The organism is Nocardia sp. NPDC058519, assembly GCF_042719755.1.
Taxonomy (GTDB): Bacteria; Actinomycetota; Actinomycetes; order Mycobacteriales; family Mycobacteriaceae; genus Nocardia.
Genome location: NZ_JBHXNK010000015.1, coordinates 81,749 through 97,441, shown reverse-complemented (window position 1 = coordinate 97,441; position 15,693 = coordinate 81,749). Strand labels below are relative to the sequence as shown.

The 15,693-nt window shown below is 67.7% G+C and carries 12 protein-coding genes; 8 read left to right on the top strand and 4 right to left on the bottom strand.

All coding sequences use genetic code 11. From position 1 onward, the window contains the following. Positions 1-4: 4 nt before the first annotated feature. Positions 5-1,276, top strand: coding sequence for a PucR family transcriptional regulator (locus ACFWPK_RS18310; RefSeq protein ID WP_378917216.1), 1,272 nt, complete (start codon positions 5-7; stop codon positions 1,274-1,276). On the opposite strand, the gene ACFWPK_RS18305 is transcribed toward ACFWPK_RS18310, so the two are convergent. Both ACFWPK_RS18305 and ACFWPK_RS18300 read right to left on the bottom strand, forming a co-directional pair. Next, the gene (locus tag ACFWPK_RS18305) at positions 1,277-2,830 is read right to left on the bottom strand and encodes an acyl-CoA carboxylase subunit beta (RefSeq protein WP_378917214.1); all 1,554 of its coding nucleotides are present in this window, start codon (positions 2,828-2,830) and stop codon (positions 1,277-1,279) included. A gap of 139 nt (positions 2,831-2,969) precedes the next feature. Further along, the gene (locus ACFWPK_RS18300) at positions 2,970-4,715 is read right to left on the bottom strand and encodes an FAD-dependent oxidoreductase (RefSeq protein WP_378917212.1); all 1,746 of its coding nucleotides are present in this window, start codon (positions 4,713-4,715) and stop codon (positions 2,970-2,972) included. Positions 4,716-5,281: 566 nt separating this feature from the next. On the opposite strand from ACFWPK_RS18300, the gene ACFWPK_RS18295 reads away from it, so the two are divergent. Then, complete coding sequence (locus ACFWPK_RS18295) at positions 5,282-10,747, top strand: carboxyl transferase domain-containing protein (RefSeq protein WP_378917211.1); 5,466 nt, start codon at positions 5,282-5,284, stop codon at positions 10,745-10,747. Between the two features lie 42 nt (positions 10,748-10,789). Here the strand turns inward: ACFWPK_RS18295 and ACFWPK_RS18290 are convergent, their stop codons facing one another. Continuing rightward, positions 10,790-11,362 (bottom strand): TetR/AcrR family transcriptional regulator, encoded by a 573-nt coding sequence (locus ACFWPK_RS18290; RefSeq protein ID WP_378917209.1) that lies wholly within the window; start codon positions 11,360-11,362, stop codon positions 10,790-10,792. Positions 11,363-11,400: 38 nt separating this feature from the next. On the opposite strand from ACFWPK_RS18290, the gene ACFWPK_RS18285 reads away from it, so the two are divergent. The 6 genes from ACFWPK_RS18285 to ACFWPK_RS18260 all read left to right on the top strand — a co-directional run bounded on the left by ACFWPK_RS18285 (position 11,401) and on the right by ACFWPK_RS18260 (position 15,234). Beyond that, positions 11,401-11,778 (top strand): nuclear transport factor 2 family protein, encoded by a 378-nt coding sequence (locus tag ACFWPK_RS18285; RefSeq protein ID WP_378917207.1) that lies wholly within the window; start codon positions 11,401-11,403, stop codon positions 11,776-11,778. A gap of 234 nt (positions 11,779-12,012) precedes the next feature. After that, a complete protein-coding gene (locus ACFWPK_RS18280; protein ID WP_378917205.1) occupies positions 12,013-12,984 on the top strand; it encodes an Acg family FMN-binding oxidoreductase in 972 nt (323 codons plus the stop codon). Positions 12,985-13,079: 95 nt separating this feature from the next. After that, positions 13,080-13,370 (top strand): hypothetical protein, encoded by a 291-nt coding sequence (locus tag ACFWPK_RS18275; RefSeq protein ID WP_378917203.1) that lies wholly within the window; start codon positions 13,080-13,082, stop codon positions 13,368-13,370. 1 nt (position 13,371) lies between these two features. Next, positions 13,372-14,046 carry a HemK2/MTQ2 family protein methyltransferase gene (locus ACFWPK_RS18270; RefSeq protein WP_378917201.1) on the top strand — a complete coding sequence of 225 codons (675 nt, stop codon included), beginning with the start codon at positions 13,372-13,374 and terminating at the stop codon, positions 14,044-14,046. Then, positions 14,003-14,239 (top strand): CDGSH iron-sulfur domain-containing protein, encoded by a 237-nt coding sequence (locus tag ACFWPK_RS18265; RefSeq protein WP_378917199.1) that lies wholly within the window; start codon positions 14,003-14,005, stop codon positions 14,237-14,239. The genes ACFWPK_RS18270 and ACFWPK_RS18265 overlap by 44 nt, the downstream gene beginning before the upstream one ends. Beyond that, positions 14,239-15,234, top strand: coding sequence for an iron-containing redox enzyme family protein (locus ACFWPK_RS18260; RefSeq protein WP_378917197.1), 996 nt, complete (start codon positions 14,239-14,241; stop codon positions 15,232-15,234). Before ACFWPK_RS18265 ends, ACFWPK_RS18260 begins: the two co-directional genes overlap by 1 nt. Here ACFWPK_RS18260 and ACFWPK_RS18255 read toward each other — a convergent pair. Next, the gene (locus ACFWPK_RS18255; RefSeq protein WP_378917195.1) at positions 15,209-15,637 is read right to left on the bottom strand and encodes an ATP-binding protein; all 429 of its coding nucleotides are present in this window, start codon (positions 15,635-15,637) and stop codon (positions 15,209-15,211) included. The genes ACFWPK_RS18260 and ACFWPK_RS18255 overlap by 26 nt on opposite strands. Positions 15,638-15,693: the final 56 nt, after the last annotated feature.

Genomic DNA, 15,693 nt, shown 5'->3' with positions numbered 1-15,693 from the left:
CATCATGGCTGGCGCAACTTCCATTGAACCGTTCCTGACCGTTTCCGGGCGGCCGGTATCAAACCCCTTGAAGGATGTGCGGACGATATCCCGCCAGATAGTGGTGCATTTCATCGAGAATGTCGTTCCGTGTGGCACACTGCCCGGTGAAGCGCTCGACGGAGAAGTGACCACGGTGACTCGCGTCTGTCTGGAACTGACCAGAAGCTTGCTCGACGGCCGCGATATCCCGGGGCGCGTGGAGCGGGTGCAGGCCGCCGCAGCCGACTGGGCACGCGAGGGAATCCCGATCGGCACCATTCACGACGCCGTGCACGAGGGCTTCAAACTCTGCTTCGATCTCGTCATCACCAATGTCGCCAACCACGACTACGACACCGCAGTCGGGGTGGCGCGGCGGCTGATGGACGCCCAGAACATGATCTCCTCGGCGGTCTCGGTGGCCTACGTTCGTGAACTGCGATCGGTGGACAGTGAGCACCGGACGGCGGTTCACACGCTGACCTCGGCATTGCTCGGCGGCCAGAACACCTCGACGATGGCACGGGAGTGCGGCATCGAAGTCGCCGACCGCTACCACGTGATGGCCCTCGAGCTTCCGCCGCACGCGGAGGAATTCGACCCGTCCCTCGACGCGAAAGTCGTCGCTCGCCGCAAATTGCGCCGTGTTCAGGCCGAACTGGCCGACCGGTGCGACGGGAAGGTGCTCTCGCTGTTGAGCGTGGACGGCGGCACGTTGCTGCTACCGGCCCCGGAATTCGCCGAAGCCGAGCTGGACGAGTTGATCGTCCACCTGTCCGCCGCGGCACAGGTGCCGGTGCGTGCGGTGGCGACGCTGGCGACGCCGGCCGAAATTCCGCGCGCCGCCGAGCAGGTCCACGAACTCGTCGAAATCGTGCATCGGTTCGGTGGTCCGAGCAAGGTATATCGCCCGCACGAATTGGCATTCGAATATCAACTGACCCGGCCGGGCCCCGCGCGCGATTATCTGAGTTCCATCGTCGATTCTCTCGAAGCGCATCCGGAGCTGTTGCGAACGCTCGAGGTATATATGTCCACGAATATGCAGCGTTCGCGGACCGCGCGCACCATGTTCATCCACACGAATACCGTCGATTACCGATTGAAACGGATCGGCCAGATGACCGGGTTCGATCTCAACGATGTTTCCGGTCTCTGCCATCTACGTGCCGCTCTGTTGATCCGGGCCCATCGTGGATCCGGATCAACAGAGCTCTATCGAAGCCCGAGCGAAACCAGTTCGCGCGCAGGCTGATCACATGGGATAGAGCGGGTGCTTACGCGGGTTGAACTCCGGCTTGACCGGCGGCTTGTCGCGCAGCAGGCGCAGTGCGTGCCGGATCTCGAGGCGGGTGCGTGAGGGCTCGATCACCGCGTCGATGTAGCCGCGCTCGGCGGCGACCCACGGGGTGGCGATGGTCTCGTTGTACTGGTTGATCATGAAATCGCGCGCTGCGGCGCGGTGTTCCTCGGGGACAGCGGCCAATTGGCGTTTGGCGGCGAGGTCGACCGCGCTTTCGGCGCCGATCACGGCGATCCGGGCCGTCGGCCAGGCGAAGCTCACGTCGGCACCGACCTGACGGCAGCCCATCATTCCGTAGGCGCCGCCATAGGACTTGCGCACCACCAGGCTGATGATCGGTACTGTCGCCTCGATGATCGCCCGCGGCATCCGGCCGCCCCGGATGATCACGCCCGCGTCTTCCTGATCGAGGCCGGGCAGTACGCCGGGAGTGTCGGTGACGAAGATCAGCGGGATGTTGAAGGCGTTGCACAGCCGGATGAAGTAGGTGCCCTTGTCGGAGCAGGCGGCGTCGACGGACCCGCCGAGGACCAGTGGCTGATTGGCGATCACGCCGACCGGATAGCCGTCGACCCTGGCGAACCCGGTGATCAGGTTCGGGGCGAAAGCCGCTCGGATCTCATGGAATTCACCATCGTCGAACAGGCGCAACAGGACGTCGTGCATGTCGTACCCCGCACGATCGGAATCCGGGATGATCGTCTCGAGTTCCAGGTCGTAGGCGGTGATGTCGGGTTCCAGGCCGGGATTGACGACCGGCGGCTGTTCCAGGCAGCTCGCCGGCATGTAGCTGAGGTAGTTGCGGGCCCAGTCGAAGGCTTCCTGCTCGTTGTCCGCGACGTGATGCAGGGTGCCGCGTTTGGCCTGCACCTCCGCGCCACCGAGCGCCTCGGCGCTGATGTCCTCACCGTTGACGGCCTTGATCACGTCGGGCCCGGTGACGAACATGTAGGTATCCTTCGTGCCGACGAGCACGTCGGTATTGATCGGCCCGTAGACCGAGCCCGCGGCGCATTTGCCGAGCATGATCGACACCTGCGGCACATAGCCCGACAGCTTCTCCAGAACCCGGGTCATATCGCCGAACGAGGCGAGCGAACCGGCCGCGTCCTGAACCCGTGCACCGGGGGATTCGTTGATCGTCACCACCGGGCAACCGTTGTCGAACGCGAGTTTCAGCGCCTGCATGAACTTGCGCGCCGCCGTGATGCCGACCGACCCGCCGTACACGGTCGGATCATGAGCGATCACGATCACTGTCCGGCCATGGATCAGCCCACGACCGGTCACCAGTCCGTCACCGTAGAGGGCATCAGGCTGTCCGGGCTGTCGTGCCAACGCTCCGATTTCGATGAATGTCCCAGGGTCGAGCAGCATGTTCATCCGCTCGCGAACGCTGGGAACGCCCTTCTTCGCTCGCTTGGCTACGGCGGCCTCACCTGCTGGTTCCGCGGCGATCGCCAGAATCTCGGCCAGCCCGTCGAGCTTCGCCTTGGTACTTACCACGCTTACTGCCACCTTCCAACCAACTCAAATGCTGTGCGCGACGGTAGTCGAATCACGGTGTGGCAGCGCGATAAGCGGGGGAGGCGGGAGAGGTCACAAAGTCTCGGTCGGCGATCTCATCGCATTCTCTACACCGCGCTCAGCGGTCCTCGCGGGTGGACGCGGTCACCGGCCAGATCGGCAGGCGAAGGGCGGCGGTCGCGGTGACGGGAACGACGGGGTTGTTCGGTGCCACCGCGGCGATCCGCTCGTACGCAACGCCCATCGCCGGGCGCGGATCCGGCTCGCCCTTGTTGGGCCACAGCGCGGCGGCGCGCTCGGCCTGGGCCGCGATCGTCAGTGACGGATTGACACCGAGGTTGGCCGAGATCGCCGAGCCGTCGACGACGCTGAGGCTGGGGTAGCCGTGAACCCGGTGGTAGGGGTCGATCACGCCGGTGCCCGGGTCTGTGCCGATGACGCAGCCGCCGATGAAGTGCGCGGTCATCGGGACGTTGAACACATCCGGCCAGGTACTGCCCGGTGTGGCGCCGAGTTTCGCGGCGACGTGGCGGGTCGCCTCGTGACCGGGCGGAATCCAGGACGGATTGGGTTCGCCGAAACCCTGCTTGCTGGTGAACCGTCGGCCGAATACCCCGCGCCGGGTGTAGGTGGTGATCGAATTGTCGAGGCTCTGCATCACCAGCAGCACCAGCGTGCGCTCGCTCCACCGGTTGGTGCGCAACAGCCGCACGGTCTGTACCGGGTGGCGCCCGGCGATCAGCAGGACTCGCGACCAGCGCGGCAGTCGGTGATCGCCGTCGACGAGGTAGGTGTTGAGCAACCCCATGGCATTGGACCCCTTGCCGTAGCGCACCGGCTCGACATGGGTGTTCGGCGTGGGATGGAACGAGGACGTGATCGCCACGCCCTTGGTGATGTCGACGGCCGGGTCGACCTCGGTGCGTCCGGCGCCGAGGATCGCTTCGGAATTGGTGCGCGTCAGCACACCCAGCTGGGGCGAGAGCTCGGGAAGAATCGCGGTGTCCCGCATCCGGAACAGCAGGTGCTGGGTTCCCCAGGTGCCCGCGGCCAGGACGACATGTCGCGCCGACAGCGTGGCGCGGTGTTTGCGGACCCAGCGTCCGGTGCGCGCGGTGTCGACCAGCCAGCTGCCGTCGGACTGCGGCCGGATCGCGGTCACGGTGGTCATCGGCGAGACCACGGCCCCGGCCTGCTCCGCCAGCCCGAGGTAGTTCTTGACGAGGGTGTTCTTGGCGCCGTGACGGCAGCCGGTCATGCACTCCCCGCATTCGATGCAGCCGGTGCGCTCGGGTCCGACGCCGCCGAAGTACGGGTCGGGGGCGGTCCGGCCTGGTTCGCCGAAATACACGCCGACCGGGGTCGGCACGAAGGTGTCACCGACTCCCATCTGTTCGGCCACCGACTCGATGATGGTGTCGGCCGGTGTCATGTGTGGATTGCGCACGACGCCGAGCATGCGGCGCGCCTGGTCGTAATGGGGGCTGAGCTCGGTGTCCCAGTCGGTGATACCGGCCCACTGTCGATCGCCGAAGAACGCCGCTCCGGGTTTGTAGAGGGTGTTGGCGTAGTTGAGTGAGCCGCCGCCGACTCCGGCGCCTGCCAGGATGAAGCAGTCGCGCAGGCGGTGAATGCGCTGGATCCCGTAGCAGCCGAATCGGGGGGCCCACAGGTATCGGCGCAGGTCCCAGTTGGTCGCGGCGAAGTCGGCGTCCGCGAACCGGCGACCGGCCTCCAGGACGCCGACGGTGTACCCCTTCTCCACCAGGCGCAGGGCCGTGACACTGCCGCCGAACCCCGACCCGACGATCAAAACGTCGTAGTCGTAGGAGTGGGTGGCGTTACCTGGGGAGTCTTCTGACACGGACCCGACGGTAGAAGCCCGCGCGCCGAAGGGACCGATCCGGCGCGCCCACTGGCAGAACTCACGATTCCGGGTGCGAAGTTATGGAACGGATGACAGTGGATGGTTCACCCGCGTTTCACATCTCGCGGTACGCGAACGTCCCGCCGCCGACGGTCCGCGCCGCGCCGGTGCCGACGGACCTTCCGGGCCGACGACACCGGTGACGGCGATCCGTGGGACGAGAGGGATGTCACCTCGAATATGTTGTAGGTCAACATGATTGATAGGATTTCGAAGTGAGTGGATGGTCCGGGACCGCAGACCTTGGCCGTCCACTCGCTCGGGGGATGTGATTGTTCAACTGGGGGGCATCGCCACGCCCGCCAGCCGTCATCTCGGCGTCTTCGATTGCTCGCGTTCGTCGAGTTGTATGGTGCTCGGCGGCCTCCTGTGTCCTGGCTACGTGCCGGTAACCCGCGCACAGTGTTTCCTTATAGGACACGGAGGTGCAGACTGCGCACGGACCGGGAGTTGCAAACCTCACCCGCAGGACGATGTCCTGGGTAAATGGAAGGAGTCGGCGAGTGTTCAGCCGTATCGCCATCGTGAATCGGGGCGAGGCCGCTATGCGCCTCATCCACGCCGTCCGTGATCTGGCGGCGGCGACCGGGCTACCGATCGAAACCGTCGCCCTGTACACCGACGTCGACCGGAATGCCACGTTCGTCCGGGAAGCCGATATCGCCTATGACCTCGGTCCGGCGTCGGCACGGCCGTATCTGGACCTCAAGGCCCTCGAGAACGCACTGGTCGCCACCAAGGCCGACGCGGCGTGGGTGGGCTGGGGCTTCGTCGCCGAGGATCCCGCCTTCGCGGAACTGTGCGACCACATCGGTGTCACGTTCGTCGGCCCGAGTGCCGACGCGATGCGCAAGCTGGGTGACAAGATCGGCGCCAAGCTGATCGCCGAGGAAGTCGGTGTGCCGGTCGCGCCGTGGAGCCGGGGCGCGGTCGACACCGTCGAAGACGCCATCGAAGCGGCCACCGAGATCGGGTACCCGCTGATGCTGAAGGCCACCGCCGGTGGCGGCGGTCGCGGCATCCGCGTGATCACCAACGAGGCCGAACTCGTCGACGCCTACGAGCGCACCAAGCAGGAAGCCGCCCGCGCCTTCGGCAGCGGCGTCGTTTTCCTGGAGCGCCTGGTCACGGGCGCCCGGCACGTCGAGGTCCAGGTGATCGCCGACGGTCAGGGCACCGCGTGGGCGCTGGGCGTGCGCGACTGCTCGGTGCAGCGACGCAATCAGAAGGTGATCGAGGAATCCTCCTCTCCCGTGCTGAGCGCCGAGCAGACCGCCGAGCTCAAGGGTTCGGCCGAGCGCCTCGCGATCGCGGTCGGGTACTGCGGCGCGGCGACCGTCGAGTTCCTGTACCACCCCGGCGACCAGCTGTTCGCATTCCTCGAGGTCAACACCCGCCTGCAGGTCGAGCACCCGATCACCGAGCTCACCACCGGTTTCGATCTCGTGCACGCCCAGTTGCGGGTGGCATCGGGCATCCGGCTCGAGGGTGAGCCGCCGGCCGAGCGCGGCCACGCCATCGAAGCCCGCCTCAATGCCGAAGACCCCGACCGCGACTTCGCGCCTGCCCCCGGTCGCATCGTGCGACTCGATCTGCCCGCGGGCCCCGGCATTCGCGTCGACACCGGCGTCAGCCAGGGTGACACGATCCCCGCCGACTTCGACTCGATGATCGCCAAGATCATCGCCTACGGTCGCGACCGCGACGAAGCCCTCGGTCGACTGCGCCGGGCCATGGCCCAGACCAGGGTCGTCATCGAAGGCGGCGCGACGAACAAGAGTTTCGTGCTCGACCTGCTCGATCAGCCCGAGGTCATCGACGCCAGCGCCGACACCGGCTGGATCGACCGGGTGCGCGGCGAAGGCCGCCTGGTGACCCACCGTCACTCCACCGTCGCGCTGGCGGTGGCCGCGATCGACGCCTACGAGGAAGACGAGCGGGTCGAGCGGCATCGACTGCTGTCGACCGCGTCCGGCGGACGTCCGCAGGTGCAGCACGAGAGCGGACGGCCGCTCGATCTGAAACTGCGTGGCGCGGGCTATCGCGTGCGCGTCGCGCGGATCGGTGCCAACCGATTCCGTGTCGGCATCGAGGCCGGTGGTGACTTGCGCACCGCCGACGTCGATCTCGAACGTTTCGATCACCACACCGGCCAGATCGTCGTCAACGGCACCCGCTACCGCCTGATCACCGGCACCCATGGGCCCACGCACGTGGTCGACGTCGACGGCGTGACCCATCGGATCAGCCGCGACGAAGGCGGTGTCGTCCGCTCGCCCGCTCCCGCGCTGGTCGTCGGCACACCGCTCGAGGTCGGCGCCGAGGTCGAGGCCGGTGCGCCCCTGCTCGTGCTGGAGAGCATGAAGATGGAAACGGTGCTCCGCGCACCGTTCCGGGCCAAGTTGAAGGAGTGCACGGTCTCGGTCGGCACCCAGGTCGAGGCGGGCGCGCCGCTGCTGCGGCTCGAACCGCTCGCCGACGACGACGAAGCCGCCGAGACCGTGACCACCACCGGCACCGTCGAACTCGACCTGCCCAGCGAGGCAACGCCGTTGCGCGCCCACGAGCGGGTGGCGCGTGGCCTGCAGGATCTGCGCAGTCTGCTGCTCGGCTTCGACGTGGATCCGCACGACGACCGCCGCGTCCTCGACGACTACCTCACGGCCCGCCGCGAAGCCGTCAGCGACAACCGGCGCCCGCTGGGTGAAGAGCTCGAGCTGGTGCAGGTCTTCGCCGACCTCGCCGAACTGAGCCACAACCGTTCGGCCGACGACGACCACGGCAACGGTCACGTGCACAGTGCCCGCGAGTACTTCCACACCTATCTGCAGAGCCTCGACGTCGAGCGGGCCGGGTTGCCGCAGGCCTACCAGGCCGAGCTCGGCGCGGCGCTGGGGCACTACGGCGTCACCGAGCTGGATCGTTCGCCCGAGCTGGAAGCGGCGGTCTTCCGGATCTTCCTCGCCCAGCAGCGTCCCGCCGACACCGTCGCCGTCATCACGACGCTGCTGCGTGAATGGCTGACCGAGCCGATGCCCGACCAGGTGCTGCGCGAACCCGTCGGTTTGGCGCTCGAGCGCCTGGTGGCGGCAACGCAGGTGCGTTTCCCGGCGATCGCCGACCTCGCCCGCGGACTGGTCTACAGCTGGTACGGCCAGCCGCTGCTGCGCCGCAACCGCGCTCGCGTGTACACCAATGTCCGCAAGCACCTGAGCTACCTGGACGCGAACCCGGCCGCCGACGATCGCGGCGCCCGGATCGCCGAGATGGTGCGCAGCACCGAACCGCTGGTGCGATTGCTCGGCCAGCGGCTCGAGCGCGACAAGCCCGACCACACCTCGATGCTCGAGGTTCTGACGCGGCGCTACTACGGCAACAAGGGTCTCACCGGGGTCCGTACCGAACAGGTCGGCGACACCACGTTCGTCGTCGCCGAACGCTACGGTTCGATGCTGGTCTCGACCGCCGTGAGTTTCGACAAGCTCGACGGGGCACTGGACGGGCTCGCCGAATTGGCCAGCGGCGCTGTCTCCATCGACGCCGACATCTACCTCAGCTGGGAATCGCAGCCGGAGGACTTCGACGCGATGGCGGCGGCCCTGCAGGAGGTGCTCGGCGCGCACCCGGTGCCCAACCAGGTGCACCGGATCACCGCCACCGTCGCGGGCAGCGGCGGCTCGGTCATGCACCACCACTTCACCTTCCGTCCGTCGGTGACCGGCATGGCCGAGGAACGGCTGATCCGCGGGCTGCACCCCTACATCGCGCAGCGGATGCAGCTGGAGCGGTTGCGCAAGTTCGACCTCACCCGGTTGCCGTCCTCGGACGAGGAGGTCTACCTGTTCCGCGGCGTCGCCAAGGAGAACCCCTCCGACGAGCGCCTCATCGCCTTCGCCCAGGTTCGTGACCTCGCGGCCTTGCGCGATCACGACGGCCGATTGGTGGCCCTGCCCACCGCCGAGAGCGCCATCGCCACCTGCGTCGACTCGATCCGCCGGGCGCAGTCGCGGTTCCCGTCGGCCAAGCGGCTCAACACCAACCGCATCGTGATGTACATCTGGCCGCATATGGATGTCACCCGCGCGGAGCTCGAGACCATCGGTGGCCACGTGCTGCCGACGGCCGCGGGCGCCGGGCTGGAGGAGATCCTGCTCATCGCCCGCCAGCGCGATCCCGAGACCGGCGAGCTGACCAAGGTCGGTGTGCGAATCTCGTTCCGTCCCAACGGCGAATCCGAGGTGACGGTCGGCGAGCGGACCGACGAACCCGTCGAACCGCTGGACGAGTACCGGCAGAAGGTGCTGCGTGCCGCGGCGCGCAACACCGTGTACCCGTACGAATTGACCTCGCTGCTCGGCGATTTCGCCGAATACGATCTCGATGCCGACCATGTGCTGGTGCCGGTCGATCGGCCGAAGGGGCACAACACCGCGGCGATCGTCGCCGGTGTGGTGACCACGCCGACCGCGCAGCATCCGCAGGGCGTCACCCGCGTGCTGCTGCTCGGTGACCCCACCAAGTCCCTCGGCGCGCTCTCGGAACCGGAATGCCGTCGCGTGATCGCGGCGCTGGATCTGGCCGAGAGCATGCAGGTACCGCTCGAGTGGTACGCGCTGTCCTCGGGCGCGCGGATCTCGATGGCCTCGGGTACCGAGAACATGGACTGGGTCGCGGCCGCGCTCAAGCGGATCGTCGAATTCACCCAGGACGGTCGCGAGATCAACATCGTGGTCGCGGGCATCAACGTCGGCGCGCAGCCGTACTGGAATGCCGAGGCCACCATGCTCATGCACACCAAGGGCGTGCTGGTCATGACCCCCGACTCGGCCATGGTCCTGACCGGCAAGCAGTCGCTCGACTTCTCCGGCGGCGTCTCGGCCGAGGACAACTTCGGCATCGGCGGCTACGACCGCGTGATGGGCCCGAACGGGCAGGCCCAGTACTGGGCACCGAACCTGTCCGCCGCCCGCGGTGTACTGATGGCGCACTACGACCACACCTACGTCGCCCCCGGCGAGCAGGCACCGCGCCGTGCCGAGACCGGTGATCCCGTCGATCGCGATATCTCGGCCTTCCCGCATGTGCTGGCGGACAGCACTTTCGCCACTGTCGGCGAGATCTTCTCCGCCGCCGCCAACCCGGATCGCAAGAAGCCCTTCGACATTCGCACGGTGATGCGGGCGCTGGCCGATCAGGACCACCCGGTCCTGGAACGCTGGGCCGGGATGGCCGACGCCGAGACCGCGGTGGTGCACGACGCGCACCTCGGCGGAATCCCGGTGTGCCTGTTGGGTATCGAGTCACGCAATGTGGCACGGCGCGGCTTCCCGTCCACCGACGGGCCCGACACCTACACCGCGGGCACCCTGTTCCCGCGTTCGTCGAAGAAGGCCGCACGGGCCATCAACGCCGCCAGCGGTAACCGCCCGCTGGTGGTGCTGGCCAACCTGTCCGGCTTCGACGGCTCGCCCGAATCGATGCGCAAGCTGCAACTCGAGTACGGCGCCGAAATCGGCCGCGCCATCGTCAATTTCGACGGCCCCATCGTGTTCTGCGTGATCTCGCGCTACCACGGCGGTGCGTTCGTGGTGTTCTCGAAGGCGCTGAACCCGAACATGACGGTGCTGGCACTGGAGGGGTCGTTCGCCTCGGTCCTCGGCGGTGCGCCTGCCGCCGCGGTGGTGTTCGCCGGTGAGGTGAAGTCCAGGACCGCGGCCGATTCGCGCGTGCGGGAGCTGGAATCCCGGGTCGCGACTGCCGTCGGCACCGACCGCGCGACGTTGAGCGCCGAACTCGACGAGACGCGGTCCTCGGTTCGCGCGGAGAAGCTGGGCGATGTGGCCGCGGAGTTCGACCGCGTGCACAACATTCAGCGCGCGGTCGAGGTCGGCTCGGTCGACGCCATCGTCAGCGTCGCGGATCTGCGTCCGCGGATCATCGGCGCGATCGAGGCTCGACTGCCCGCGTAGTCAGTACTCGGCCGACCGGGCTCGGAATTCCGCCGAGCCCGGTCAGTCGGCGCCGTACAGGCGCAGTACCGACGATCGGAACTGGGCGGCCACGGTCGCCACATCGTTTCCGCCGCCGCGCAGGTGCTGTCCGGCGGCATGGCCGAGCGCGATCGTCGCGGCAATGAGCCATTCGGTGTGCAGGTCCGTCGTGAATTCGCCCGCGTCGCGGCCACGGCGGATTAGCGCGTCGAGGTGCTGTTCGATCGGTACGTGGCGCGCGGCATCGGCTGTGCGGTCGTTGTCGGAACAATCGAATCTCGTCTGCTCGGCGAGCATAGTGGCGACCGCGGCCAGGAATCGGTCGAGAGCCGCAGTGGCAGTGCCGGTTTCGAGGTCCGCTGCCGTCAGCGCATCGATGGCCCGTCGGCTCTGTTCGTCACGCACCGAGGCGAGCAGCATCTCGCGGGTGCCGAAGTGCGCGTACGCGGTCTGGCGGGTGACCCCGGCCGCGGCGGCGATCTCGGACATGCTCGCCTCCGGACGCTCGCCGAGCACCCGGATCGCCGCGGCTACCAGTGCCGACCGGTTGCGTCCGACCTCGGCTCGCTGACGGCGCTTCCTTATCTCTGACACGATTGACAACGATAACAGCGCACTTAAAATTGTCAAGTATGTCAGAGATAACTGAACGCGCGGCCCGTCGACTCGTCCTCGACTACACCCGCGACATGGCCCTGTCCGACGAGGATCCCGCCGAGATCGTGGACCGAACCCTGACCGAGGACGTGATCTGGCAGGCCGACGGCACCGAGCTCGATCGCGCCGCGCTGATCGCGCACGCGGCCCCCTCCCGTAAGAACGTCACCGCCGTCGATGTCCGGATCGACGACCTCCTCGTCGACGGCCACCGATTCGCCGCCCGCTGCTGCCTCGCCGCCGAACATCGCAAGCTCGGTCAGGTGGCGATCGAATGGATCATGATCGGCAGCGTCGCCGCCGACGGACGCGTGCGGCGGATTCACCAACTCGCCAGGACCCCGAAGTCCTGAAAGTGGTCCTGACCACATCGAACAGCAACCTCGGCGCCCGTGACCGCCTGTTGCGCTGGGCGGCAGCCACCAGCGTCCCGGCCGAGGTCTGTCCGGCCGCGAAGTTTCACAGGTTCGTCATCTAGGGTGATAGTCGACCCTAAGAACGCCTAACGGAACGCAGGCGCGGAATGGTTTCCGCGCACGGCCGGAACGAGGTTTCGCCTACCTGCGCTGGAAGGAAGGCAGGCGAGAATGCGCCCATCAGGGCCGAGCATCACAACATGCCGAGACGCGCTGCAATTGGCGGTGCGTGCCCCCTCGGTACACAACACCCAACCGTGGCGGTGGCGGATCCGGCCGGGCCGGGTCGATCTGTTCGCCGACTTCGGGCGTCAGGTCAGCGCGACCGACCCCAAGGCGCGCGCTCTCGTGGTGAGCTGCGGCGCCGCGTTGCATCATCTCGAAGTGGCCTTCGCCATGCTGGGCTGGCAGGCCGACATCGACCGGATGCCCGATCCGGACCGGCCCGATCATCTCGCGACGATGGAGTTCACGCCGCGCTCGCCCACAGATCTCGATATCCGGCTGGCCGCCGCCATCCACCTTCGCCAATCCGATCGGCGCCGCTACCCCCGCCTGCCGGTGGCCTCGCACGACCTGCGCGCGGTGTCGCGGTGCGCGGCCCGATTCGGGGCCGCGGCCAGGCATGTTCCGGACCTTCTGCTCTCGCACTTGGCCGCCCCGATGCGCCGAGCCGCCGCCCGGCATGCGACGGACACGAACTATCTGGCGGAACTGGAGCAGTGGAGCGGCTGCCACGGCGCGCCCGCAGGCGTGCCTGCCCGCAATGCCCCGGCAGCCCGGGCATCGGACGAACTGCCGGTGCGGGCCTTCGCCGAAACGGAACTGTCCGAGTACACCGACGAACCCGACTCCGCGCACTGGCTTGTCGTGTGCACGCCGCGTGACAACCGCCTCTCCCAGCTGCGAGCGGGCCAGGCGACGAGCGCGATGCTGCTGCAGGCCACCCACCGCGGCCTGGCGACCAGCCTGCAGTCCGAACCGCTGGGAATGGTGGACCTGCGTGATCAGATCCGCACCACCGTCCTGCAGGAATGTGCCTATCCGCACGTCATGATCCGCGTCGGCGTCATGCCGCACGCCGCCGCCCCGCTGGAATCCACCCCGCGCCGCGACCTGGCCGAGGTCATCGAGACGAACTGAATCACCGGCCCCACGCCGGGTGCCGGTTGATTGCGTCACCGTTTTACGGGCATGTCCACGACAGGGCGGTGTCGTCCTCGAAAGGAGCACGCACGGTGAATCAGTCAGAGAAGCAGTTCCTCGATAACGCTCGGACCACTCGAACACATGCGGGGGAGTCGATCAGGGACACGAGGAACTGGCCCGGATTGATTCTCGCCGCCATCGGGCTGGTGCTGCTCGGGGTCACCCTCACCGCGGCCGGGTACGGCTTCGCGGGCTGGGCGGTGATCGCGGGGGTGGCGTGCGCGGTGTGTCTGGTGGTGGGGATCGGGCTCGTGGTCGCGGAGCATCGGCGGGTGAAGGCGCAGGAGGACCTCGCCCTGGGTGAACCACGAGGACACTGAGGTGGCGGTCGTCAGGGCGCCACGTGTCTACCGGCCGCAGGCCGACACCTGGCTGCTGGCTCGCGCGCTGAACGAGGTGCCCTCGCTGCGTGGCGGCCGGGTGCTCGACGTGTGCGCTGGTACCGGCGCGTTGACGATGGCGGCCGCGGCGGCGGGTGCGGGCAGTCTGACCGCGGTCGACCTGTCCCGATCGGCGCTGATATCGACGTGGATGAACTGTCGGCTGCGCGGCGTGGCGGTGGAGTTGCTGCACGGCGATTTCGCGTCCGCGCTGCGGCTGCCGCGCTTCGACGTGGTGGTCGCGAACCCGCCCTACGTCCCCGCCGAGCGGGCGGGCGGTCGCGGTGCGGCGCTGGCGTGGGACGCGGGCCCCGACGGTAGGAGCGTGCTCGACCGGTTGTGCGCGATGCTGCCGGACCTGCTCACCGACCGCGGCGTCGGGTTGATCGTGCATTCGGCGATCAGTGATCCCCAGCGCAGCTTGGACCAGCTCCGCGAGCTGGGTGCGAACGCCGCTGTCGTGGCGACGGGAACGGTGCCGTTCGGGCCGGTGATGCGGTCGCGTGCCGGGTGGCTGGCCGCGAAGGGCTTCATCAGCCGTGGTCAGCGCGATGAGGAACTGGTGGTGATCCGTGTCGACCGAACATCGTCGTCTGTCGTCGCCGACCCCGCCTGAGCCGCGGCGCGTCGTGCTCACCGACGACGGGCCCGCACTCATCGACGGGCCCGTCGACGTGGTCACCGCCGACGGCACGGTGCTGCACTGCGATCGTTTCGTGGTGGCGCTGTGTCTGTGCCGTCGGTCGAGCACCTACCCGCTGTGCGATACCAGCCACCGGCGCCGACGTCACCCGAGGAGCGCGGACTGATGCCCCTGCGATCACTCCCGCGCCCGCGCGGTGAGCTGTCGGCCGCGGTTGCCGAATTACTCACGCGGACAACAGGTTCGGTGGTTCCCGATCCTTGCGGACTCGACCCCTACGGCGAAGATCTCCTGCTGACCCTGCACACCTGCTACGAACTGCACTATCAGGGATTCGCCGGTGTCGACGAGAACTGGGAATGGGACCCCGACCTCCTGCGCTTACGCCGCGACCTGGAGAACACCCTGCTCGCGGCACTGCGTGACGATGTCCCCGGCGGCGACGACGTCGACGGGGAACTGGACCGTCTGCTCGAACCGACCAGGGACACCGACGGTATCGCCGGGTTCCTCGCCGAGCGGGGGACCGCCGACCAGTTGCGCGAATACTTCGTCCACCGCTCGATCTACCACCACATCGAGGCCGACCCGTATGCCTGGGTGATCCCGCGCCTGCGTGGACAGGCGAAAGCGTCGCTGGTCGCGGTGGAATTCGACGAGTTCGGCGGCGGCCGCGGCGAACGCGTCCACGCGCAACTCTTCGCCGACCTGCTCGCGGGCGCGGGACTCGAGCCGGGCTACCTGCACTACCTCGACACGGTGCCCGCGCCGATGCTCGCGCTGGTGGACATGATGTCGCTGTTCGGCCTGCATCGCGGTCTGCGCGGTGCACTGGTCGGGCATTTCGCCACCGTCGAGATCACCTCGTCGCCGGCCTCCCGGCGCCTGGCCGCGCTGGCCCGCACGCTGCTCCCGCATCCCGCGTGCGCGCACTTCTACGCCGAGCACGTCGAGGCCGACGCCGTGCACGAGCAGGTGATGCGCCGCGATGTCATCGCCGGGCTGCTGGATGCTGAACCCCGCCAAGCCGCTTCGATCGTCTTCGGCATCCAGGCGACGAACCTGCTGGAGGACCGCTTGGCCGATCACATCCTGAAGTGCTGGAACGAGGATCGCTCTTCGCTGCGCGAGGCGATCAGTGCACCCGCCGCACCTGCGTGAAGGTGATGGCGACGGGGTAACCGCCCCGTGCCCGGTCGTAGGCGTCGTGGTCGGTGGTGAGGTGGTCGGTGATCGAGTGCATCACATGCCAGCCGAACCCCGTCGTGTCGATCGGGTCGGCGGCCGCACACACGCCGTCGACCGCGATCCGGATCCGGAAACCGTCGGCGGTCACCTCGCAGTTGATCTGGGAATCGGGCACCGCGCCGAGGATCAGGCAGGTGGCGGCCTCGTCGAGCGCGACTCGCATATCGGCCACGGCGTCGACGGTGAAACCCGCGATCAGCGCAACGGTTTCGGCGACAGCCCGGAGCATGACAACCTGGCCGAGGTCGGCGTCGATCTGGATACGGATCGATGTCGCATGAATCGAATCGGCGATGATCCGGTCGCTCGAATCCACGAGGTCCTCCTCCCGAGCGTGCGCTGGAGTGGCTTCACCGAGCGCATACCCAGGAC

Excerpts from the sequence above, each read along its gene's own strand:
- ACFWPK_RS18310 (WP_378917216.1), top strand. The coding sequence starts at position 5 with ATGGCTGGCGCAACTTCCATTGAACCGTTCCTGACCGTTTCCGGGCGG.
- ACFWPK_RS18285 (WP_378917207.1), top strand. The coding sequence starts at position 11,401 with ATGTCAGAGATAACTGAACGCGCGGCCCGTCGACTCGTCCTCGACTAC.
- ACFWPK_RS18280 (WP_378917205.1), top strand. The coding sequence starts at position 12,013 with ATGCGCCCATCAGGGCCGAGCATCACAACATGCCGAGACGCGCTGCAA.
- ACFWPK_RS18260 (WP_378917197.1), top strand. The coding sequence starts at position 14,239 with ATGCCCCTGCGATCACTCCCGCGCCCGCGCGGTGAGCTGTCGGCCGCG.